Consider the following 21382-nt stretch of genomic DNA (forward strand, 5'->3'; position numbering starts at 1 on the left):
GTACGGTCGCCCTCACCTCACCCTGCGACCACCCACTTGACCTCAATCACGCTTGAGGTATGACGATGATCCACATGACCACGCAATCCACATCCCACGCGGCGGACCTCGAAGCGATCCGCCAACTCGTCGCCACCGTCGAGCACTCCCAGCAGAACAAGGACCCGGAGGAGTTCCTCGGCCTCTTCCACCCGGACGCGATCTGGACGACGGCCCACGGCAAGGTCCTCATCGGCCTCGACGCGATCGCGGAGTTCACCCGCGAGGTCCTCCCCGCGGCCGGCTGGGACGGCAAGGTCACCTACGAGGTGGCCCACGTCCTCTTCATCCGTCCCGACGTCGCCGCGGTCAAGGTCCGTCAGCGCTACCTGGCCCCGGGCGAGGAGAGCGAGGGCGCCCCGCTGTACGTGATCTCGAAGCAGGCCGACGGACGCTGGCTGCTGACCGCCTGTCAGAACACGGGGGTCGTCGCCGAACAGCGGCACTGACGCGTCCTAGACGGTCAGGACGATCTTTCCCCGGGTGCGGCCGGCCTGGCTCAGGCGCCACGCTTCGGCGGTCTCGGCCAGCGGCAGCGCGTGTTCCACGGGCACCGTCAGCTTGCCCGCGTCCGCGAGCGCGGCGAGCTCCGCCAGATCATCGGGGTCGGGACGCACCCAGACATAGTGCCCACCCCTGGCGGCGGCCTCGCCGTCGGTGATGGAGGCAACCCGGTCGCGCGCGCGGAGCAGCTGCTGGGAGACGTCGACCGCACCCTCGCCGATGAAATCGAGGGCCGCGTCGACACCGTCGGGCGCCAGGCCCCGTACGCGGTCGGCGAGCCCGTCCCCATAAGTGACCGGTTCCGCGCCGAGCTCGCGGAGGAAGTCGTGGTTGCGCTCACTCGCGGTGCCGATCACCCGGGCACCGAGCGCCACGGCGATCTGCACGCCGAGCGAGCCCACGCCGCCGGCCGCGGCGTGGATCAGCACGGTCTCGCCCTTGGCCAGACCGACCCGCTTGATCGTCTGGTAGGCCGTGAGCCCCGCGAGCGGCGCCCCGGCGGCCTGCTCCCAGCTCAGCGCCGCGGGCTTCCTGGCCAGCGTGCGCACGGGCGCGGCGACGAGTTCCGCGTACGTGCCGTTCTGTGCCCAGTCCTTGCGCACATAGCCGAAGACCTCGTCCCCCACCGCGAACTCGGTGGCGTCCAGGCCGACCCCTTCCACCACACCGGACACGTCCCAGCCGGAGATCAGCGGGAAGCGGACTTCCATGATCGGGTCCAGATATCCGGCGGCGAGTTTCCAGTCGACCGGATTGACCCCGGCCGCCTTCACCCGGACGAGGACCTCACCGGGCGCGACCTTGGGATCGGCCAGCTCGACCAACCGCAGGTCGTCGGCGGCTCCGTACGATTCAAGCGCGATTGCCTTCATGGTCCAGGACCACTCTCCGGCCGGTCGCTGCGATCCGGCCCAGTCGATGGGGCCCTTGCCCCGCCTGTGTCCAGCATTCACACGGTCGCGCGGCTTGGGCAACTCCGGGCAGGCATCCGCTCGCCCACTGCGCTTCCTCGCCTCTCCCGCGCCACCGTCCCCCAGCCGTAAATCACTGCCGGTTCGAGCGAGCACGGCGCTACGGTGACCGTATGACCACCGACGCCGTCTCCTCCGATGACATCGCTTCGCTGCCCCGGACCGAGTTCGCCTTCCCCGGCCCGCTGCGTGACCGGCTCGTCGCGGCGATCCTCGCCGGTTCCAAGACCTCCACCACCGGACTCGTGATCGACTACGAGCACGCAGGGGAGCCCCTTCCGTCCATCGGAGGCCGCGCGGTGGTCGTCGACTCGGCCGACCGTCCGGTCGCGGTCATCGAGGTCACCAGTGTGCGCGTCGTACCGCTGGCCCAGGTGGATTTCGCCCACGTGGTGGACGAGGGGGAAGGCGACACCAGCATCGCCGGGTGGCGGGCCAACCACGAGGGGTTCTGGCACAGCGCCGAGATGCGCGCAGCCCTGGAAGACCCGGAATTCACCGTGGACGACGAAACCCCGGTGATACTGGAACGCTTCCGCGTGATCGCCGACCTGCGCCCGACTGACTGACCACCCGCTCCGCGCTGGGCTCCGGGGCCCTCAGCCGGGTGCTGTCACGCGGCCACGGCGTCCCACGGTGTCTGCGCGGAAGGGCGATGAGGGTGCTGGGGAGCGCGCTCGGCGAGCGTCGTCATCCAGGCGCCGATCTCGCGCAGTTCCTTGCGTCCGACGGCGGCCCGTACACGCGGGAACCAGCTGCGGTCCTCCGCGTCCATGTGCCGCTCGACGATGTCCATGAGCAGTCGGGCCTTGGCGTCGAAGGCGACCTCCCCGGGGCGCATGTCGTACAGCTCGGCGCCCAGCACGTCGGCGATGTGGTGTTCCTCCACAAAGCCCAGGACGTCCGGCTCGGCGTCCGGGAACAGGACGCAGACGCGTGGGTACATCCCTTCCCGCTCGATGTACGTGTACACGGTCAGTGCCCGTAGGAAGGGCCCTATCACCTCGGGATTCCGCTCGACACGATAGGAGCGGATCAGACGCCTGATCTCCTTGTGGCCTTCCCTCAGCATCACGATCGCGTCGGTGGACATGGGCAGCTCCCTGAGGCACAGGACTCACTTCCGTTCAGCCCCATACCCGGCAGGACGGACGAACATGCGCCACGCGCGCTCGGGGCTGCCCGTGCGTGTACGGGTCTCCGCAGATGCAGAAAGACGCTCGGCCGGGGATGGTCCCGGTCGAGCGTCTTCCATGCGTCTGCTGCCGCTGGTGGCTTAGTACCAGTGGTGGGCCTGCCAGAAGTTCCAGGCACCGACCGGGCTGCCGTAGCGGTCGTTCATGTAGTCCAGGCCCCACTTGATCTGGGTGGCCGGGTTCGTCTTCCAGTCCGCACCGGCCGAAGCCATCTTCGACGCCGGCAGGGCCTGGACCAGGCCGTACGCACCCGAAGAGGAGTTCGTGGCGGTGTGGTCCCAGCCACTCTCGTGGGAAACGATATTGCTGAACGCCGCGAACTGCGCCGGGTCCTTGATCATCTGCTGGGCGATCGCCTTGGCACTCACCGGGGCCGCCTGAGCGGGAACGGTGGCAAGCAGGGAACCGGCGGCACCGAGAGCCACGACGGTACCCGCGAGGGTCTTCTTCGAAGCGGCGATGCGGCGGATGACGGACTTGGACACAGACGGGCCTTTCGCAGGAAACAAGGACAGTCGCGGCATGCCAGAGGCATGCGTGAGCCACTCACGCGAGGGAGAGGGGATCGTCTGCGGCGGGAAGAAAACACCCGGGCCGCTGCGGCGACTCATCCAGTTCTACCGACCCCCCGCCACCCTGGCAACGACCCCTCTTACTAGGCGGCCTCGCAGCCGGGGACCAGCGACCCCGCCACACCCGGGACGGGCTTCGCGCAGGTGAAAGCCGGTCCCAGGGACCGCCATCACGGCCACCAGAAGCTACTAGCCTCCTACGTATGTGACCTGGGTCCTATGGGCCGAGTCACCCCCACCCCACCTAAATGTCACGAAAAGTAACCACCTATACCCTTCCGAGATGCCGGTGGGACGGAGCGACCACCTCGGAAACAGAGGAGCAGGGCGGGCTGGGCACGGTGCATCACAGGTCGGTACCGAACCGCCCTGTCCCGATCAGGTGCTCCACGTGGGCGCGACGCGTCCGCAGGCGCTCGTGTCGTACACCGTGGAGCAGCGGTGGGCTGTGGAAGGGTGACGGCCATGTGGCCGGGCCCGGGGGCTCGGCCTGGCCCTGCCCCGAAGGAGTCGTCGATGGCCCGGGTACGTGCCGGTGATGTGGTGCTGCACTACGAGGAAGTCGGCGACGGCGAGCCGCTGGTTCTGGTGCACGGCTCGTGGAACGACCACTACGCCTGGCAAGCGGCCGTCGAGGCCGACCTCAAAGCGAGTTTCCGCGTCGTGGCGTACGACCGGCGGGGCCACGGCCACAGCGAGGCCGTGCCGGGCCAGGGCACCCGGCGGCAGGACGAGGACGACCTGGCGGCGCTGATCGAGGCGCTGGGGATGGCGCCCGCGCATGTCGCCGGGAACTCCTTCGGCGCGGCGACCGCCGTGGGCCTGGCCGCCCGCCGCCCCGAGCTGTTCAAGACCCTCACCCTCCACGAACCCCCACTGGTCGCACTGGTCCTCGACGACCCCGCCTCGATGAGCGAGCTCCGGCCGGTGATGGGCACCATCGACGCGGTGAAGGACCTGCTGCGCAAGGGCGAGGACGCGGCGGGCGCGAAGCTGTTCGTGGAAGGGGTGGCGCTCGGCCCCGGGGCGTGGGAGACGCTGCCCGAGCCCCTGCGGGCCACGTTCATCGCCCATGCCCAGACCTGGCTCGACGAGCAGCGGGACCCGGCGTGGTCCGCCCTGGACCTCGACGCGCTCGGTGCCTGCGCTGTCCCGGTGCTGCTCAGCCACGGCACCGAGAGCCCGGCCTGGTTCACCACCGTCCTCGACCGCCTGGCCGCCGTCCTGCCCCACGCCCGGCGCCACACCTTCCACGGCGCGGGACACATCCCGCACATGACCCATCCGCAGGAGTACGCGCAGGTGCTCACCCAGTTCGCCCGCGGGGCGTGACACCGGTCCGGCCGACATGCTCGGCCGGACGGCCCGGATCATGCATTCATCCACCGCCCGCTCGACCGACGGGAACGGGACGGGGACCGGGACCGGGAACGGCTAGTGTCGGTTGCGCGGGTGATTACGCGCCATCCGCTCATTGCCGTGCTTGTACGCACCCGTCCAGCGGGCCATCGCCAGTTGGGCATCACCCGACTCGACCTCGGCGAGGAACTTCTCGGCACGTGCACCACGCAACGTGCCGGCCGACCGGCCCTGGTGGGTGATCGTCACGCTGCCGTCCGGACGCTGGTCATAGGTGAAACCGAAGGGTCTTGGCATGGTCGGGATCTTAGGCACCCGGGCGGACTCACCGGAACCGAATATTTTCCGGTGCCGTCCAGCATGATCCGAACACCTCTGGGGGCAGCAGGTCAAGCCACGCTCGTCGGGGTGGAGGACGGAAGACTGTACGCCCATGCCGCGACGACCTGCGTGATCCTCCCCGCGACCGGCGCCGGGCCCGCCTGACGCCCGGGTGGCAGACACCGTCGGGGAGAAGTCCGCGCTCCCGTTGAGCGTGACGTTGGGTGAGGCGTTGGGTGAAGCGTGGGGGCCGGAGCGGCGCGGCAGACGGTGGGGCCGCCGTTGTGCACCGGACGTCAGGCAGGTGGCCTGAACTCCTCTGATGTCTGCGCCAGTTGATGACGTCGGGGGCGCGGCGAGTGTCGCCAATACCCCCGTTCGCACGCGGGGCAGGCGGGTGCCCACGAGGATGCGGCCGATCGACCGCCGCCAGGGCGCGACTTGGTGGGGTTGACGCACGTATGACACGCCGAAGGCGCGCATAACGTCGTATGGGTGTTGAGTGGAAATGAAGGCCCCTAACTGGGGCAATACGGTAATTGAAAGGTGTTCCACCGTGCATCTGCTCCCCCGTCACCGTCGTCCGCTGTGGCCCCTGGCCCTCATCGCCGCAGCCGGGGTGATCGCCGCAGCGCCGACCGCTGCCGCCACCACGCACACGGCCGGCGCCCCTGCCGCCGCGGCCGCCCAGAACCCCACCCCGACACGGAGGCTCCCCGTGGCCCGAACCCCCGCCGACCTGGTCGGCACGCGCACCGGCCCACCTTTCGAGATCACCTTCGGGGACCGGCCCGTGCCCGCGCTGCCCGGGCAGTCCGTCGCCGCCGCACTGTGGGCCGCGGGCATCCTCGCCTGGCGGACCACCCGCACCGCCGGCCGGCCGCGCGGCGCGTTCTGCGGCATCGGGCAGTGCTACGACTGCCTCGCCACCATCAACGGACAGCCCAACCGCAGGGCCTGCCTGGTCCCCGCCCACCCCGGAGACACGGTGATCGCCCAGGAAGGACACGGCCATGCGTCCCTCGGCTGAGACGCCCGCGCCGCCCGAGGCGCACACATACGACCTCGCGGTGATCGGCGCGGGCTGCGCCGGGCTCTCCGGTGCCGTCACCGCCTCCGAACTCGGGCTGTCCGTAGCCCTGTTGGACGCTTCGCCGCAGATCGGCGGCCAGTTCTTCCGGCACCCGGCGCCTGCCGTCGGTGCGGTGCGCCCCGAGGCCCTGCACCACGACTGGTCCCTGTTCACCGGGCTCCGCCGACGTCTGGAGGCGAGCGCGGTGGACCGTCTCGGCGGCCACCACGTGTGTTCACCGGGCTCCGCCGACGTCTGGAGGCGAGCGCGGTGGACCGTCTCGGCGGCCACCACGTGTGGACCGTTACCCGCGACGGAGAGGAAGGGCCCTGGGTGGTGCACGCCGTCACCGGGGCCGACGGAGGCGAGGAGCGGGCGGTACGGGTCCGGGCGCGGGCGGTGCTGCTGGCGACCGGCGCGTACGAGCGCCAACTGCCCTTCCCCGGCTGGACCCTGCCGGGTGTCGTGGGTGCGGGCGGGGCGCAGGCCATGCTGAAGTCCGGCCTGGTGCTGCCCGGCCGACGGGTCGTCGTGGCGGGCAGCGGTCCGCTCCTGCTCGCCGTCGCCGCCTCGCTCGCGGCGGCCGGCGCCACCGTCCCGGCCGTGGTCGAGGCGTCCGCGTACACCCCGTACGCACGCGAACTGCCCGCGCTCGCCCGCAATCCCGGCAAACTGGGCGAGGGCGCGCTGTACGGCGGCGGACTGCTGCGGCACCGGGTGCGGCTGCTGACCCGGCACGCGGTGACGGCCGCGCACGGCAGCGACCGCGTCGAGGCCGTGACGGTGTCCCGGCTCGACCGCGACTGGCGGCCCGTCCCGGGCAGTGACCGCCGGGTGCCGTGCGACGCGCTCGCGGTCGGCCACGGGCTCGTCCCCCAGCTGGAGCTGGCCACCGGCCTGGGCTGCGCCACCCGCCGTACGGCCGACGGCACCCTCGCCCTGGACCTCGACCCCGCACAGCGCACCTCGGTTCCCGGGATCTGGGCGGCGGGCGAGACCGGTGGCATCGGAGGCGCTCAACTGGCCCTCGCCGAGGGCGAACTGGCGGCGGCGTCGATCGCGTACGAGCTCAAGGGGACCCCGCGCCCGCGCTGGGCCGCCGCCCGGGTGCGGCGGCGTGCGCGGCTGCGCCGTTTCGCGGAGGCGATGGCGGCCGCGCACCGGCCCGGGGACGGCTGGACCGGGTGGCTGGACGACGCGACCCTGGTGTGCCGCTGCGAGGAGGTCCCGGCGGGGCGGATCAAGGAGGCCGTGGCGGAGCTCGGCGCGTCCGACGCCCGTACCGTGAAACTGCTGACCAGAGCAGGTATGGGCTGGTGCCAGGGCAGGATGTGCGGCCACGCCGTGGCCTGCCTCGCGGGTGGCGCACCGGGCGAGGAGCGGCGGCCGCTGTCCTGCCCGGTGGAGCTCGGTCACCTCGCCCAACTGCCCCCGTCCGCAGGCTGACCGCAGGCGTTCGAGGCCCGCCGCGCACATCTCGTACGCGGCCGTGCGCGTGTGGCTCTTGTGGCCGCCATGGGCGCGCCAGTAAAATGTCACACACCACACTAGGGAGTCACCGATGACGTCTGCCCAGACCGCCGTGTCCGCCCGCTCCTCCACCGCCCGGCAGCCCTGGCGCGGCATCATGGTCGCCACCGCGCTGCCGTTGCGCGAGGACCTGTCCGTGGACTACGACGCCTATGGCGCGCATGTGCGCTGGCTGATCGACAACGGCTGCGACGGTGTCGTGCCCAACGGTTCCCTCGGTGAGTACCAGACCCTCACCGACGAGGAGCGGGCCCGCGTCGTGCGGGTCGCCGTGGAGGCGGCGGGCGACGGGGCCCGGGTGATGCCGGGCGTCGCCGCGTACGGCAGTGCCGAGTCGCGCCGCTGGGCCGAACAGGCCGCCGAAGCCGGCGCCGGATCCGTGCTGCTGCTGCCGCCCAACGCCTACCGCGCCGACGAGACCGCCGTACGCGCCCACTACGGCGAAGTCGCCCGCGCGGGGCTGCCGGTCGTCGCGTACAACAACCCCATCGACACCAAGGTCGACCTCACCCCCGCCCTCCTCGCCGAGCTCCACCGCGACGGCAGTATCGTCGCCGTCAAGGAGTTCAGCGGAGACGTGCGCCGCGCCTATGAGATCGCCGAACTCGCCCCCGAACTCGACCTGTTGATCGGCGCCGACGACGTCCTGCTCGAACTCGCCCTCGCGGGCGCCGTCGGCTGGATCGCCGGATACCCCAACGCGCTGCCCGCCGCCTGCGCCGAGCTCTACCACGCCGCCGTCGCCGGAGACCTGACCACGGCCGTACCGCTCTACCGCTCCCTGCACTCCCTGCTGCGCTGGGACTCCAAGACCGAGTTCGTCCAGTCCATCAAGCTGTCGATGGACATCGCCGGACGGCCCGGCGGCCCGGTCCGCCCGCCGCGCGCCCCGCTCTCCGGGGAGATCGAGGCAGGGGTGCGCCCGGCCACCGAGAAGGCACTCGCGGAAGGACTTCGCTGACCATGCGCACACGTCACGTCTACCACGCGGTCGACTCGCACACCGAGGGCATGCCGACCCGGGTGATCACGGGCGGAGTCGGGGTCATCCCCGGCGCCACCATGGCCGAGAAGCGGCTCCACTTCCTCGACCGCCTGGACGACCTGCGCACCCTGCTGATGTACGAGCCGCGCGGCCACGCCTCCATGAGCGGCGCGATCCTCCAGCCGCCCACCCGCCCCGACGCCGACTACGGCGTCCTCTACATCGAGGTGTCCGGGCTGCTGCCGATGTGCGGCCACGGCACGATCGGCGTGGCCACCGTGCTCGTCGAGACCGGGATGGTGGAGGTGAGCGAACCGGTCACCACGGTCCGTCTGGACACCCCCGCCGGCCTGGTGAGCGTCGACGTGCGGGTGGAGGACGGCGAGGCGAAGTCGGTCACGTTCACCAACGTGCCCGCCTTCTGCCTCGGACTCGACCGCAAGGTGGAGGTGCCCGGGTACGGCACGGTCACCTACGACATCGCGTACGGCGGGAACTTCTACGCGTTCGTCCACCTCGACGACCTGGGGCTGCCCTTCGACAGGGCGCGCAAGGACGATCTGCTCGGCGCCGGGCTGGCGATCATGGACGCCATCAATGCCACCGACCGGCCGGTGCATCCGGTGAACCCGGAGATCGGCGGCGTCAAGCACGTCTACCTCACCGCGCCCGGCTCGGACGCGGTCCGCTCCCGGCACGCCATGGCGATCCACCCCGGGTGGTTCGACCGCTCCCCGTGCGGCACCGGCACCTCCGCGCGGATGGCGCAGCTGCACGCCCGGGGCGAACTGCCGCTCCACCGCGACTTCGTCAACGAGTCCTTCATCGGTACGGAGTTCACCGGCCGGCTCGTCGAGGAGACCACGGTCGGCGGTCTGGTCGCGGTGGTGCCGACGGTGACCGGACGCGCCTGGATCACGGGGACGGCCCAGTACTTCCTGGACCCGTCCGACCCCTTCCCGGCCGGGTTCCTGCTGTGACGGGACACGGCACGGGCCTTCCCGGGGCGGGCCCCGCCCTGGTCGGCGCCGAGGAGCCGCACCCGCCGCGACTGGTGGGAGCCGCTGCGCCAGAGGGCCGCCTTGTGAGCGGGAGCTGGCTGGTCACGGGGGCGGGCGGGATGCTCGGCCGCGAGGTGGCGGCCCGGCTCGCGGGCCGCGACGCGCTCGCCCTCGGCCGCTCGGCGCTCGATCTGACGGACGCGGCGGCGGTGGCGGCGACGGTGGCCGGCGTCCGGCCGGACGTCGTCGTCAACTGCGCCGCGTGGACGGCCGTCGACGACGCCGAGACCTGCGAGGACGGGGCGCTGAGGATCAACGGCGAGGGCGCGTCCCACCTGGCGCGCGCCTGCGCCCGCGCCGGTTCGGTGCTGCTGCATGTCTCCACCGACTACGTCTTCGCGGGCGACGCCACCGCCCCGTACCCGGAGAACGCCCCGACCGGCCCGCGCACCGCGTACGGCCGGACCAAGCTGGCGGGCGAGCGGGCGGTGCGCGCGCTGCTGCCGCGCACCGGCCATGTGGTGCGGACCGGCTGGCTGTACGGGGCGGGCGGCGCCAACTTCGTCCGGACCATGATCCGGCTGGAGTCGGCGCGCGAGCACCTGGACGTCGTGGACGACCAGCGCGGCCAGCCCACCTGGACCGCCGACCTCGCCGACCGGCTGGTCCGGCTCGGCGACGCGGCGCTGGCCGGGGCCGCGCCCGCCGGGCACTGGCACGGCACCAGCAGTGGCCACGGCACCTGGTGCGAGCTGGCCCGGGAGACGTTCCGGCTGCTCGGCGCGGACCCGGCGCGGGTGCGTCCCACCACCAGCGCGGCCTACGCGCGCCCGGCGCCACGCCCCGCGTACAGCGTCCTCGGCCACGACCGCTGGCGCGAGGCGGGGCTCACGCCGATCAGGCACTGGCGGGAGGCCCTGGCCGAGGCGCTGCCCGCGCTCGTGACGGCCGAGCGGGCGGGCGAGCCGTCGGCGCTGCCCGCCTGAACAGAGCCCGTCCGAACACCGCTCGCCTCCGGACCACCCGCCTGAACGTCACTGCTGGGCCGGGACCAGGGTCCGCTGCCTCGCGTACCAGGCCGTGCAGTCCGCGTACGAGGGCAGCAGGCCCCGCTCCCCGGCCTCGGCCAGGAGCGGGGCGGCGGCGTCCTTCGGGGAGAGCAGCGGGGTGAGGTGCGTCGGCCAGTCGATGGCCAGGTCCGGGTCGAGCGGATGGACGCCGTGCTCGCGGGTCGGCGCGTACCCCTCGGAGCAGAGGTAGACGACCGTCGCGTCCTCGGTGAGCGCCATGAACGCGTGCCCCAGGCCCTCGGCGATGTGGACGGCCCGGTGGTCCCGGTCGTCGAGCAGGACCTGCTCCCAGCGCTTGAAGGTGGGCGAACCGGTCCGCAGGTCCACCACCACGTCCAGGACCGAGCCGCGTACGCACTTGACGTACTTCGCCTGGCCGGGCGGCACGTCCGCGAAGTGCACACCGCGCACGGTGCCCCGCGCCGACACCGAGCAGTTGGCCTGCGCGAGGCCGAGGCCGTGGCCGGTGGCGGCCGCGAACCGGTCGTCCTTGAACCACTCGTGGAAGCTGCCCCGGCCGTCCAGGAACACCTGCGGCTCGACGACCCAGGCGCCTTCGATGCTCAACTCGCGCATGGACCGGCCTTCTCGGAGGGGGTGGCTTCGGCCTTCGAGACCGTGAGGGTCAGCTGGTCGTGGCCGTCGCGGCGGACCCGGAAGTCCCGGCCCGCGATCGTCCGGGCGGCGGGGAGGCCGGGGTGGGCGGCGGCCGGGACCCGCACCGGGGCCTCGCCCATGGACAGCCGCCACTCCCCCTCGCCGATCAGCGTCAGCGCCTCGTACGCCGACTCGACCCGGAAGCGGTCGTCCGCGCACCGGGCCGGCAGCTCGACCTCCTCCTCGGCCCCGGTGCGGCGAAGCTGGAGCGGGATGCCCGGACCTCCTCCGTAAAGACCCTGCACGACCAGGGAGTTGTCGGTCCAGGACACGCTCTCGGTGTACGCGTGGGGCAGCTGGTCGGTGAGGACCGCGTTGCCCCAGGCACTCACCGTGAAGGCCAGCTCGCGGCCCCCGGGGGCGGCGTGGCGGCCGAGCGGCAGTCCGGGGGGCGCAGCGACCGGGAGGCGTCTGCCGTCCGGCTTCACCAGCTGGACGCTGTACGCGTCGGCGGGCCGGGACTCGCCGTGCGGCGCCCTGACCGGGCCCCGGCCACGCACCGCGACCAGCTCGTCGAGCGGCACCTCGGCGGTGAACCGCTCGCCGTCGCGCACCAGGGGGACCTGGATCGCCGCCTCCGAGTGCCAGTGGCCGAGCCGCAGGGCGGTGGCGCGGGTGCGGGTCCCGCCGGTGAGCGTGAGCACGCCGTCGTGGCTGTCGTGGCCGGTCAGCCAGGTCTGGACGCGCTCGGCGTTCATCCGGAGGCGGCCGTCCGCGAAGACCGGGACGATCCTGGTGTGCTCGTCGAGGTAGTGCACCGCCAGCTGCGCGCCCCCGTCCGCGACCCCGCCCCGGCGCGCCACTCCGACCACCCCGCTGTGGCCCAGCACCCCGAGGACCAGCTTCCAGGTGGTGGTGGCGGACTCGGTGAGCAGCCGGGCCGGGTCGACGGCGACCTCGAAGCCCGCCCAGTCGTAGCCGTGCAGCTCCTGGCCCGAACGGCTGGTGACGGAAGGATCGTTGATCATCTTCAGCCGCAGCGGCAGAGCCCGCCGGTCGGGGGTGCGCAGCCAGGCGGCCTTCAGCGCGTGCCGCCGCGCCTGGGCCGGGAGGTTGCGGATGTAGCCGTACCCGGTGAGCCGGAGCCTGCCGTCGCGCCACTCGGCGCCGGTGAGCCGGGCCTCCAGCGGCAGGTCACCAGGGGCGAGGGCGAGGACGTCGCGCGGGAGCGGCGCGGTGAGCGGCGGGTACTCGGCGGTGCGGCGGCGCAGCCCGCGCACCCGGTGCGTACGCGGACTGCGGCGCTCGAACTCCAGCAGGCCGAGCAGCTCGTCGAGGCGCCGCTCGCGGGCCAGCTGCCACTTCACCCGGTGGTGCAGCGGCAGCGCGGCGAGCACCTCGGGGTCCACCTGAGCGGCGAACTCCCCCGCGTGCTCCAGGAACGCCTCCCGGTAGGCCGCGTCGCCCTCCGGCAGGACCTGCATGAAGTACCAGAGGTCCTCGCACAGCACCGACTCGTCATACCGTCTCTTGTGCTCGGGCGTCCCCGCGAGCCCCCGGCTGACGCCGAGCACCGCCGCCGTACGGTCCGCGACCCCGCGCACGACCGCCCGTCTGCTGGTGATCGAACTGTCCCTGAAGCGCCAGTAGTAGACGGCGTCCTGGAGGACGTCGACCGCGCGGGCGGCGAAGTGCGCGGGCAGGACGACGGGAATGTCCTCGTAGAGGACCCCCTCGGGGAAGGCGAAGGCGTGCTCATCCCAGAAGGTGCGGCGGAACACCTTGTTGCAGGCGATCCGGTCCAGGAGCAGCGACCAGTCCTTGGTCACGTGCGTGGCCGGGCGGGTGGAGCGCATCGGCTTGGTGAAGAGCGGATGCTGCTCAAGGCGGCCGCCGCCGGTCAGCCGCAGGACGTTGCCGGAGGCGAAGTCGGAGCCGGACTTGTCGAGCGCGCCGGTCAGCAACTCGAAGGCGCGCGACGGCAGTACGTCGTCACTGTCGACGAAGGCGAGGTACGCGGTCCCGGGCGCGGTGTGCGCGACGCCTGTGTTGCGGGCCGCGCCGAGGCCGCCGTTCTCCCTGCCGACCACCCTGAACCGGTCGTCCCGCGCGGCGAACTCACGGGCGACGTCGGCGCTGGAGTCCGTCGAGCCGTCGTCCACGAGCACCACGTCGAGATCCTTGAGGCTCTGCCGGGCCAACGACTCCAGACAGGCGCCCAGATGCTCCTCGACGTTGTGGACGGGGACGACGACGCTGAGACGGGGCGTCATACGGGGAGCACCTTCCTGCCGGCGGACGGGGGCGTTTCCCGCCCCACGCGTGCTCAACCCCCGAACGCGGGGGCGGTCACCTCAGCCCGTCCATCCGGGTGACGGGGGGCAGATGCCGGGGGCAGGTGCGGTGGACGGTGGCTGTTCGCTGACGCCCGGGCGGGCGGGTGGCGTGGGGGCCGGTGCCGCCGGGCCGCCGGGCAGTACCAGCAGACATACGGCCACCACGGCGGCAGCCGCGCCGAGTGCCGCGAGGGCGACCCGGCGCACCCGGCGCACGCCCCAACTCCGCCCCTGCGGCGGTGCCTCGTGGCTCAGGTCGTGGTGGGTGACGAGGGAGGCGCGGGCGGCCAGCGCGGCACGCACCCGGTCCTCGGCCGGGAACCGGTCCTCTTGGGCCAGCGGCTTCATCGGCCCGCCTCCAGCTTCTTCTCCAGGACGTCCAGCGCGCGGCTCGCGGTGGACTTCACCGTGCCCCGCGACAGGCCGAGCGTGTGGGCGATCTGCGCCTCGCTCAGCTCCGACCAGTAGCGCAGCACCAGCACCTCGCGCTGACGCTGCGTCAACTGGGCCAGTGCGTAGAGCACTTGGCGGTGCTCCTCGGCGAGCAGCAACCCCTCGTCGACGGGCGGTCCATACCCCTGGTGCGGCGGGGTGTAGGCGCGGGCGGTGCGACGTCTGCGCAGCACGGAGCGGGCCGAGTTGACCACGGCGGTGTGCAGATAGGACGCGGGGTCGTTGAGGCCGTCGAGCGAGGTGCCGTATCTGCGGCACACGGCGGCGAAGGCGTCCTGGACGACGTCCTCGGCGGTGTGCAGATCGTCCACCAGGAAGAGCGCGAGCCGCACCATGTCGAGCCGCCGTGCCCGGTACAACTCGGTGAGGGTGGGCGGCGGCTCGTCGTCGTACGGTGTGCCGACCGCTCGCAGTCCGTGCCGGCGTACGGGCGCGTCCTCGGTCCGGGACATACGGGTGAGCAGCCAGGACCACCAGGGTTGCGGTGCGGGTATGGCGTACTGCATGGGCCTCGATCCGTTACGGGGGAGCGGGCCGGCCTGCGACAGGCCGGCCCGCCTCGTGGTGCTGCGGCTGCTACTTCCGGGCTCCGCTGCCCGGCTGGATCACCCGGGGAGCGTTCTCGGCCGGGGCGGACCCGGCGCCGGGCTTGGCCGCGGCGGCCGGCTTGCCCGCCTCGGTGACCTTCGACGCGCCGGTGGACTTCGGCGTACCGGTGGACTTCGAAACGCCCGGCTGCGACGCCACCTGCGGGGCGGCGTCCCCGGCCGTGGCGACCTTCGGCGCGGCGGGGGCGGGGGTGGCGCCCGAGTCGGCGACGGCCTGGGCGGCGAAGCCGCCGCCCATCAGCAGGGCGACACCGGTGACGGCGCCCAGGAGCCGGGAGCTGGGACGGTGGTTCCGCTTGGCGTGCGAGGACATGGCATTTCTCCCGAGGAAGTGACGAACACGCGGTCTGGTACATCAGTTGAAGGGCGCCTTCACCCCACCAGACGTGCGGTGTCGCCCGAGGTTGCGACCGCCTCGGAGAAACTTCCCGCCCTACGGGAGATCTCCGTCGCCGCCGAGGTTGGCGACGAGGCGGCGCAGGACGTCGATGGTCGCCGCGTAGGCGTCGTCGTCGATGCCCACCCGCATCCGTGCGTGCACCTTGGCGTTGCGGTCGCGGGCGCGCAGGCGCCCTGCCTCGCCCTCGGCGGTCAACGTCAGCGTGGCGCCGGACTCCGCGAGCCAGCCGCGGGAGGCGAGGTCGGCGAAGACGGCGTCGAAGTCGGTGTCCTGGTCGTCGAAGGGCGCCAGCTTCTCGGCGAGGGCGGAGCGGGTCCAGTGCCCGGGTGCGCCGGCTATGTGGTTGAGGGTCCACCAGTGCGGCTGGGTGAGGTCCTCCTCGGCGAGGGCGGTACGCAGTCCCCCGATGGCCAGGCCCGCGGCCTCTCTGGTCCAGTAGCCGATGGGCTGGGCGGCAAGGGTGTCCTGGGGGTATTCCTTGATCGTCATGCTGCGACCGTAGGACCTCAAGGTCGCTTGAGGTCAAACGTTTCCGGGTGCGTGCGGCCGCTGCTGAGGGGGCGTCGGGCGTTGCGGGACCGGCCCCACTCACTCATTCGCATCCCTTGATCCGTGCATATCCGGAGAAAGCAGATAAAAAGATCTTGTTCCCATGCGGGGAACGGTGCTGGTCCGCAGCGCGTGAGGCGAAGGGCAGTTCCCCGATGAGACGGTTCCTCAGACGTCCTGCGGCAACTCGGCGTTGGCCCTGCCGGGCGGTGGCGGTTCCGCTGGGCTGCGCCGTCGTCGTCGGCACGGCCCTGCTCGGGCAGCCGTACGCGTCCGCCTCCGTCCGCCCGACGCCCTCTGGCACCCCGTCACCTTCTGCCCCCCAGTCACCTTCCGCTCAGGCTCCGTCGACGGCCCCACCGGCGACCTCCGCCCCGCCTTCGCCGACCGCCTCGGCATCCGCATCCGCATCCGCATCCACCTCCGCACCCCTCTCCACCTCCACCTCCGCCTCCGCCCCGACGCCCGCGCCCCCCTCGCCCTCCGGCGCCCGTGGCTCCGGTGCCCAGGCCGATCTGGAGGTCCGGTCCTCCACCGAGGTCAGGGGCGAGGACGAGCCGGAGAAGCGGTCCGCGACCGGGGCCGCGCGCGGCGAGGACGGCGTGTTCGACTACGTCATCACCGCCGTCAACCACGGCCCCTCGCAGGCCGTCGCGGTGACCGTGACGGACGAACTGCCCGACTCGCTCGTCTTCGTCTCGTCCCGGGACGGCTGCACGGCGAGCGGCCGCACCGTCCGCTGCGGACCACTGGAAAGACTCGCCGTCGGCGAGTCCCACTCCTGGGCGGTGACCGTGCGGCTCGCCGACGACTACGAGGGCGACGGCCAGGACATCGTGAACTCCGCGTCCGTCACCTCCCCGACCTCCGATCCGCGCCCGGAGAACAACACGACCTCCGTGACGGGCCTGCCCGTGCCCTCGCAGTGGGGGCGGGCGGACCTGTCCCTGGCCAAGACCGCGGTGCTGGCCAAGGGGCAGCGGTGGGTCAGGCCAGGCGAGACCTTCGCCTACCGGATCACGGTCGACAACCACGGCCCCGGTACCGCCCGCCAGGTGAGGGTGAGCGACCCCCTTCCGGGCGAGCTGACCTTCGTCGATTCGGCGGACGGGTGTGCTCCGGACGAGGACGACGCACGGACCGTCGTCTGCCCCGTCCTGGACCGGCTGGCGCCGGGTGCGTCGGTCTCGTACGAGATCACCGTGAAGGTCGCCAAGTCGCTGCCCCGGCATCTGCGGCAGATCGACAACATCGCCTCGGTCACCTCCGCGACCAAGGACCCCGACGAGAGCGACAACCAGAACGCCGCGCACACCACCGGCCCCGACGGCGGCCCGCTGTGCGTCAAGCCGTGGCCGGATCCCGATCACCAGGACGGCGAGCTGCCCGACACCGGCAGCGAGGTGCCGGACCGGCTGGGCTGGCTGGCCGGTTCGGCGGTCGCCGCCGGAGCCGTCCTGGTGTCGGCCGCACGCCGCCGCGTGGGGCGGAAGCGATGAGACGGCTCCGGTGCGCCTTCGCACCCCGCCGCGCCCGGCGCACGGGCATCTCCGTCCTGCTGGCCCTGGCGCTCGTCCTGGGCCTGGGCGCCCTGCTCCAGCCCGCGTCGGCCGTCCACCACGCCCGGGCGCCCAGGGCCCTGAGCTTCCCCGTCCACGAGAGCTTCGACAACGGCAACGACGTCGGCACCAGCACGGGAAGCGCGAGCTACCAGAGCGGCTGGCTGCGGCTGACGCCCGCCTCCAACAGCCAGGCCGGATCCTGGCAGATGAAGGACTCCTTCTCCACCAGCCTCGGGATCGTCGCCCAGTTCACCTATGCCACCTACGGCGGCAAGACGACCGAGGGCAAACGCGGTGACGGGATGGCGTTCTTCCTCGCCGACGGCAGCGCCGCCACCGGGACGGGCGCCGTGGGCGGCTCACTGGGCTATGCCTGTGCGGGCCTGACCGTGCGCTGTACGTCGAATGGTGTGCCCGGCGCCTTCCTGGGCATCGGCCTGGACGAGTTCGGGAACTTCTCGTCCAGCATCACCGGCGCCAGCGGTCCGGGCACCCAGCCGAACAAGGTCGTGCTGCGGGGCGGGGGCAACGGGACCACCGGCTACCGCTTCGGCACCTCGGCCGACGGCCCCGGCAGCACCGTGGAGACGGGCAGCCGGGACTCCTACCGCACCGTGCGGATCGCCGTGCAGCCCAAGAACGGCAAGCTGCTGGTCTCGGTCTGGTCGGACTCCGGCCCGGGCACCGCGTCGGCCAGGCTCATCACCGACTTCGACGTCTCCACCATCACCAACCAGCCGTCGCTGCCGTCCACTCTGAGGGTGGGCTTCTCCGGCAGTACGGGGGGCGCCACCAACATCCACGAGGTCGGCGATCTGACCATCAACGTGCCGGCCAACCTCACGGTCGCCAAGTCGGGCAAGCCCGCCACCGTCGCGGCGGGGGCGGGCCCGGTCACCTACACGGTCAAGGTCACCAACAGCGACGCCAACGACGTGACCGGGGCGGTCGTCCAGGACACGGTGCCCGGGCTCACCCAGGTGACCTGGACGTGCACGGCCAGTACCGGCAGCGCCTGCGCCAGAGCCTCCGGCACCGGCGACCTCGACACCACGGCGAACCTTCTGCGCAACGGCACCGTCACGTACACCATCACCGGTACCGCACCCGCCCAGCCGGCCACCCTGAGCAACACGGCGGTGGTGAGCGCCCCGGACAGCCGCACCGACACCGACCCGAGCGACAACTCCTCCACCGCCGTGACCACCGTGACCGCACGCGCCGACGCGGCGGTCACCAAGGAGGGTGTCGGGGCGGGCCCGGTACGCCCCGGTGAGGAGTTCCTCTACCGGATCACCGCACGGGACAACGGGCCGTCCGACACCCGCAATGTGAGGGCCACCGACACCCTGCCCGGCGGGCTGACGTTCGTCTCGTCCACCGACGGGTGCACCGCGTCGGGCCGGGTCGTGTCCTGTCCCACCGCCGCCACGCTCACCGCGGGCTCCACCGTGTCGTGGACCTTCCGGGTCCGGCTCGACGCCGGGTACCGGGGCGACGGCAGCGACCTGGGCAACACCGCGAGGATCACCCACGACGTCACCGACCCCGACACCGCCAACAACACCAGCGACGCCGCGCTTCCGCCGGGCGGGGTCACCCCGCCGGCCGCGGACCTGGTGACCGTCAAGAAGACGACGACCACGGGCCGGGTGGCGCCGGGCGAGACCTTCGCGTACACGGTGACGGTCACCAACCGCGGCCCGTCGGTGGCCCGTGCCGTCCGCCTCCAGGACCCCCTGCCGACCCCCTTGACGTTCCTCTCCTCGGACGACGCGTGTGCGGTGGCCGACCGCACGGTCACCTGCGGGCCCGTCGCCACACTCGCCCCCGGCGCCTTCGTGGCCTGGACGTTCCGGGTCCGTCTCGACGCGGCGTACGAGGGTGACGGCACCGACGTGCGCAACACGGCGACCGCCGAGGCCGACACGGCCGACCCCGACACCTCCAACAACAGCGGCACGGCATCCGTGCCCGGCGGCAGGCTCAAGCCGCCGACCGCGGACCTGGAGTTCGGCAAGCAGGCCGACGACACGCCCGCCTGACACGGCCCCCGGCGGCGCACCCCCTCACACGTCCGTACAGCGGTGTACGGCAACCGGAGCACGAACGGAATCGATGCGCGATGAGAACCACCCCATGTCGTCGGCGCCCCTGGGCGGGAGCGGCGATCGCCGCACTGCTCTGTGCGCTGCCGCAGTGGTCCGGGCAGAGCCCGGCCGCCGCGGCCGACACTCCGCCCGGCGGCCTGATCACCTACACCCTCACGGCGAAGAACAACGGTCCTTCGGTGGCCCGCAACGCCACGGCGACCGACACACTGCCCGACGGCATCTCGTTCGTCTCCTCGGCCGACAGCTGCTCGGCCGTCGGACAGACGGTCACCTGCGGCCCCGAAGGGCAACTCGGTGTGGGGCAGACCAAGAAGTGGACCTTCCTGGCCCGGCTCAGTGCCTCCTACGAGGGCGACGGCTCGGACCTGGGCAACGCCGCCGTCGGCAAGTCGGACGCCACCGACCCCGCCCCGGACAACAACAAGCCCGATCCGGTGAAACCGCCCGGGCCCTTCACCCCTCAGTCCGACATCTCCGCGGTCAAGACGGCCCTGGGCAGCGGACCGACGATTCCCGGGCAGGAGTACGAGTACGAGATCGACGCCTCCAACGCCGGACCGTCGGACGCCCGCAACGTCACGGCCACCGACACGCTCCCGGACGGTGTCACCTTCGTGTCGTCGGGCAGCCCCTGCACGGCGGCCGGGCAGAAGGTGACCTGCGGTCCGCAGGCCAAGCTCGTCCCCGGGGCGACCGCCAAGTGGACGTTCAAGGTGAAGCTCAGCGCCGCCTACCGGGGTGACGGGGCGGACCTGCACAACACCGCGACGGCCACCTCCAACTCCAAGGACCCCGACCTCACGAACAACACCAGCACCGCGATCCTGCCGCCCGGCGGGGTCACGGAGCCGCAGGCGGACCTGTGGGCGGCCAAGCAGCCCGTGACCACCACCCCCATCGCACCTGGTGAGACCTTCGAGTACGCGGTCACCGCCCACAACGACGGCCCCTCGCGGGCCCTGAACGCGAAGATGACGGACGCCCTGCCCGCACGGCTGGCCTTCGTCGACTCGGTCGACGGCTGCATCGCCACCGGACAGACCGTCAGCTGCGGCCCGCAGGCCGTCCTTGAGCCGGGCGCGTCCAGGACCTGGAAGTTCCGGGTCAGGCTCGACTCCGAGTACACCGGCGACGGCAGCGACATCCGCAACACCGCGACCGTGTCATCGGCGACCAAGGACCCCGCCCCGGCCAACAACACCAGCACCCCGGCCGGTCTGCCCGGCAGTGCGGTCAACCGGCCCACGGCCGACCTGGCGGTGACCAAGACCGCCGTGGGGGACACCCCTCCCGCCCCCGGCACCACCTTCGACTACAAGATCACGGTGAGCAACAACGGCCCCTCGGCCGACGCCTACAACGTGAAGCTCACCGACGACCTCCCCGAAGGCCTGTCGTACGTCGCGTCCTCCCCGACCGGCTGCACGGTCTCCGGACGTGCCGTCTCGTGCAAGCGCACCGACCCGCTCAAGGTGGGCGACAGCGTCGCGTACCTGCTCACGGTGAAGGTCGACCCCGGCTACCACGGGGACGGCAGCGATCTGAAGAACACCGCCAAGGTCACCGCCGACAACATCGACCCGAGCAGCGAGAACGACAGCGACACCGCCACGCCTCCGGGCGGTACGGTCGCCGCGCCCTCCTCCGATCTGGAGATCGTCAAGAGGCCGGTCACCACCACCCCGGTCGCTCCCGGCGAGAGCTTCGAGTACGCGGTGACCGTCCACAACAAGGGCCCCTCGCAGGCGGAGCAGGTCCAGGTCACCGACACCCTGCCCACGGCGCTGAGCTTCGTCTCCTCGGACGACCCCTGCACCTCGGGCCGTGCCGTGACCTGCGGCCCGCAGGCCGTACTGGCGCCCGGTGCGTCGGTGACGTGGGTGTTCAAGGTGAAGCTCGCCGCCACGTACACCGGTGACGGCTCCGACATCCACAACACCGCGACCGTGTCGTCGGCGACCAAGGACCCGGTCACCGACAACAACTCCAGTACCACGGGCCCGCCCGGTGGCAGGGTCAACAAGCCCACGGCCGACCTGGAGGTGTCGAAGCAGACCCCCTGACCGGCCACGGCCACCGTTCATCGGCGCTCCCCGAGCAGGGGGGCGCCGATGGCGTGTTCGGCGGGGCAGCGCCCGGGAGT

The 21382-nt window shown here is 72.2% G+C and carries 21 protein-coding genes and 1 pseudogene; 12 read left to right on the plus strand and 10 right to left on the minus strand.

Annotated features, from left to right (window positions below):
• Nucleotides 1–65: 65 nt before the first annotated feature.
• Nucleotides 66–488, plus strand: a complete 423-nt coding sequence (locus A8W25_RS25325) for an SgcJ/EcaC family oxidoreductase (protein WP_199831861.1) — start codon at nucleotides 66–68, stop codon at nucleotides 486–488.
• 6 nt (nucleotides 489–494) lie between these two features.
• Here the strand turns inward: A8W25_RS25325 and A8W25_RS25330 are convergent, their stop codons facing one another.
• A complete protein-coding gene (locus A8W25_RS25330) occupies nucleotides 495–1415 on the minus strand; it encodes an NADP-dependent oxidoreductase (protein WP_067165361.1) in 921 nt (306 codons plus the stop codon).
• Between the two features lie 212 nt (nucleotides 1416–1627).
• Here A8W25_RS25330 and A8W25_RS25335 point away from each other — a divergent pair, with 212 nt between their 5' ends.
• Nucleotides 1628–2083 carry an ASCH domain-containing protein gene (locus tag A8W25_RS25335; protein WP_067165363.1) on the plus strand — a complete coding sequence of 152 codons (456 nt, stop codon included), beginning with the start codon at nucleotides 1628–1630 and terminating at the stop codon, nucleotides 2081–2083.
• 44 nt (nucleotides 2084–2127) lie between these two features.
• On the opposite strand, the gene A8W25_RS25340 is transcribed toward A8W25_RS25335, so the two are convergent.
• The gene (locus tag A8W25_RS25340) at nucleotides 2128–2607 is read right to left on the minus strand and encodes a hemerythrin domain-containing protein (protein WP_067165365.1); all 480 of its coding nucleotides are present in this window, start codon (nucleotides 2605–2607) and stop codon (nucleotides 2128–2130) included.
• A 183-nt stretch (nucleotides 2608–2790) separates the two neighbouring features.
• Nucleotides 2791–3195: a transglycosylase SLT domain-containing protein gene (locus A8W25_RS25345; protein WP_234386573.1), complete on the minus strand. Its 405-nt coding sequence runs from the start codon at nucleotides 3193–3195 to the stop codon at nucleotides 2791–2793.
• Nucleotides 3196–3798: 603 nt separating this feature from the next.
• Between A8W25_RS25345 and A8W25_RS25350 the strand changes: the two genes are divergently transcribed.
• Nucleotides 3799–4614 (plus strand): alpha/beta fold hydrolase, encoded by an 816-nt coding sequence (locus A8W25_RS25350; RefSeq protein WP_067165371.1) that lies wholly within the window; start codon nucleotides 3799–3801, stop codon nucleotides 4612–4614.
• 102 nt (nucleotides 4615–4716) lie between these two features.
• On the opposite strand, the gene A8W25_RS32940 is transcribed toward A8W25_RS25350, so the two are convergent.
• Nucleotides 4717–4938: a hypothetical protein gene (locus A8W25_RS32940; protein ID WP_079126374.1), complete on the minus strand. Its 222-nt coding sequence runs from the start codon at nucleotides 4936–4938 to the stop codon at nucleotides 4717–4719.
• 742 nt (nucleotides 4939–5680) lie between these two features.
• Between A8W25_RS32940 and A8W25_RS25355 the strand changes: the two genes are divergently transcribed.
• From A8W25_RS25355 to rfbD, 6 genes and pseudogenes are all read left to right on the plus strand, one after another.
• The gene (locus tag A8W25_RS25355; RefSeq protein WP_067167189.1) at nucleotides 5681–5992 is read left to right on the plus strand and encodes a (2Fe-2S)-binding protein; all 312 of its coding nucleotides are present in this window, start codon (nucleotides 5681–5683) and stop codon (nucleotides 5990–5992) included.
• Nucleotides 5976–6113, plus strand: a pseudogene (locus A8W25_RS35810) (FAD-binding protein); the annotation flags it as partial. The gene A8W25_RS25355 and the pseudogene A8W25_RS35810, both read left to right, overlap by 17 nt.
• A 152-nt stretch (nucleotides 6114–6265) precedes the next feature.
• On the plus strand, nucleotides 6266–7480 hold the full coding sequence (locus A8W25_RS35115; protein WP_420708517.1) for an FAD-dependent oxidoreductase: 1215 nt from the start codon (nucleotides 6266–6268) through the stop codon (nucleotides 7478–7480).
• Between the two features lie 115 nt (nucleotides 7481–7595).
• The gene (locus A8W25_RS25365; protein ID WP_067165373.1) at nucleotides 7596–8525 is read left to right on the plus strand and encodes a dihydrodipicolinate synthase family protein; all 930 of its coding nucleotides are present in this window, start codon (nucleotides 7596–7598) and stop codon (nucleotides 8523–8525) included.
• A gap of 2 nt (nucleotides 8526–8527) precedes the next feature.
• Nucleotides 8528–9529 (plus strand): proline racemase family protein, encoded by a 1002-nt coding sequence (locus tag A8W25_RS25370; protein ID WP_067165375.1) that lies wholly within the window; start codon nucleotides 8528–8530, stop codon nucleotides 9527–9529.
• A gap of 104 nt (nucleotides 9530–9633) precedes the next feature.
• Nucleotides 9634–10536 carry a dTDP-4-dehydrorhamnose reductase gene (gene rfbD, locus A8W25_RS25375; RefSeq protein ID WP_079126375.1) on the plus strand — a complete coding sequence of 301 codons (903 nt, stop codon included), beginning with the start codon at nucleotides 9634–9636 and terminating at the stop codon, nucleotides 10534–10536.
• Nucleotides 10537–10584: 48 nt separating this feature from the next.
• Here rfbD and rfbC read toward each other — a convergent pair whose 3' ends face one another.
• The 6 genes from rfbC to A8W25_RS25405 form a co-directional block, all read right to left on the minus strand.
• Nucleotides 10585–11196 carry a dTDP-4-dehydrorhamnose 3,5-epimerase gene (gene rfbC / locus A8W25_RS25380; protein WP_067165381.1) on the minus strand — a complete coding sequence of 204 codons (612 nt, stop codon included), beginning with the start codon at nucleotides 11194–11196 and terminating at the stop codon, nucleotides 10585–10587.
• Entirely contained in the window at nucleotides 11184–13490 is a 2307-nt protein-coding gene (locus tag A8W25_RS25385; protein WP_067165384.1) for a glycosyltransferase family 2 protein, read from the minus strand. The genes rfbC and A8W25_RS25385 overlap by 13 nt, the downstream gene beginning before the upstream one ends.
• An 81-nt stretch (nucleotides 13491–13571) precedes the next feature.
• Complete coding sequence (locus A8W25_RS35470; RefSeq protein ID WP_067165387.1) at nucleotides 13572–13901, minus strand: hypothetical protein; 330 nt, start codon at nucleotides 13899–13901, stop codon at nucleotides 13572–13574.
• The gene (locus tag A8W25_RS25395; RefSeq protein ID WP_067165388.1) at nucleotides 13898–14512 is read right to left on the minus strand and encodes a sigma-70 family RNA polymerase sigma factor; all 615 of its coding nucleotides are present in this window, start codon (nucleotides 14510–14512) and stop codon (nucleotides 13898–13900) included. Before A8W25_RS25395 ends, A8W25_RS35470 begins: the two co-directional genes overlap by 4 nt.
• 70 nt (nucleotides 14513–14582) lie before the next feature.
• The gene (locus A8W25_RS25400; RefSeq protein ID WP_067165391.1) at nucleotides 14583–14927 is read right to left on the minus strand and encodes a hypothetical protein; all 345 of its coding nucleotides are present in this window, start codon (nucleotides 14925–14927) and stop codon (nucleotides 14583–14585) included.
• Nucleotides 14928–15047: 120 nt separating this feature from the next.
• A complete protein-coding gene (locus A8W25_RS25405; RefSeq protein ID WP_067165394.1) occupies nucleotides 15048–15503 on the minus strand; it encodes a hypothetical protein in 456 nt (151 codons plus the stop codon).
• Nucleotides 15504–15772: 269 nt separating this feature from the next.
• On the opposite strand from A8W25_RS25405, the gene A8W25_RS25415 reads away from it, so the two are divergent.
• The 3 genes from A8W25_RS25415 (at nucleotide 15773) to A8W25_RS25425 (ending at nucleotide 21302) form a co-directional block, all read left to right on the plus strand.
• Complete coding sequence (locus A8W25_RS25415; RefSeq protein WP_079126376.1) at nucleotides 15773–17062, plus strand: DUF11 domain-containing protein; 1290 nt, start codon at nucleotides 15773–15775, stop codon at nucleotides 17060–17062.
• Nucleotides 17059–19170: a lectin-like domain-containing protein gene (locus tag A8W25_RS25420; RefSeq protein ID WP_067165402.1), complete on the plus strand. Its 2112-nt coding sequence runs from the start codon at nucleotides 17059–17061 to the stop codon at nucleotides 19168–19170. Before A8W25_RS25415 ends, A8W25_RS25420 begins: the two co-directional genes overlap by 4 nt.
• A gap of 80 nt (nucleotides 19171–19250) precedes the next feature.
• Nucleotides 19251–21302, plus strand: a complete 2052-nt coding sequence (locus tag A8W25_RS25425; protein WP_079126377.1) for a DUF11 domain-containing protein — start codon at nucleotides 19251–19253, stop codon at nucleotides 21300–21302.
• Nucleotides 21303–21382 lie beyond the last annotated feature (80 nt).

This window comes from Streptomyces sp. ERV7, from assembly GCF_001653515.1.
In the GTDB taxonomy this organism is placed as follows: Bacteria; Actinomycetota; Actinomycetes; order Streptomycetales; family Streptomycetaceae; genus Streptomyces.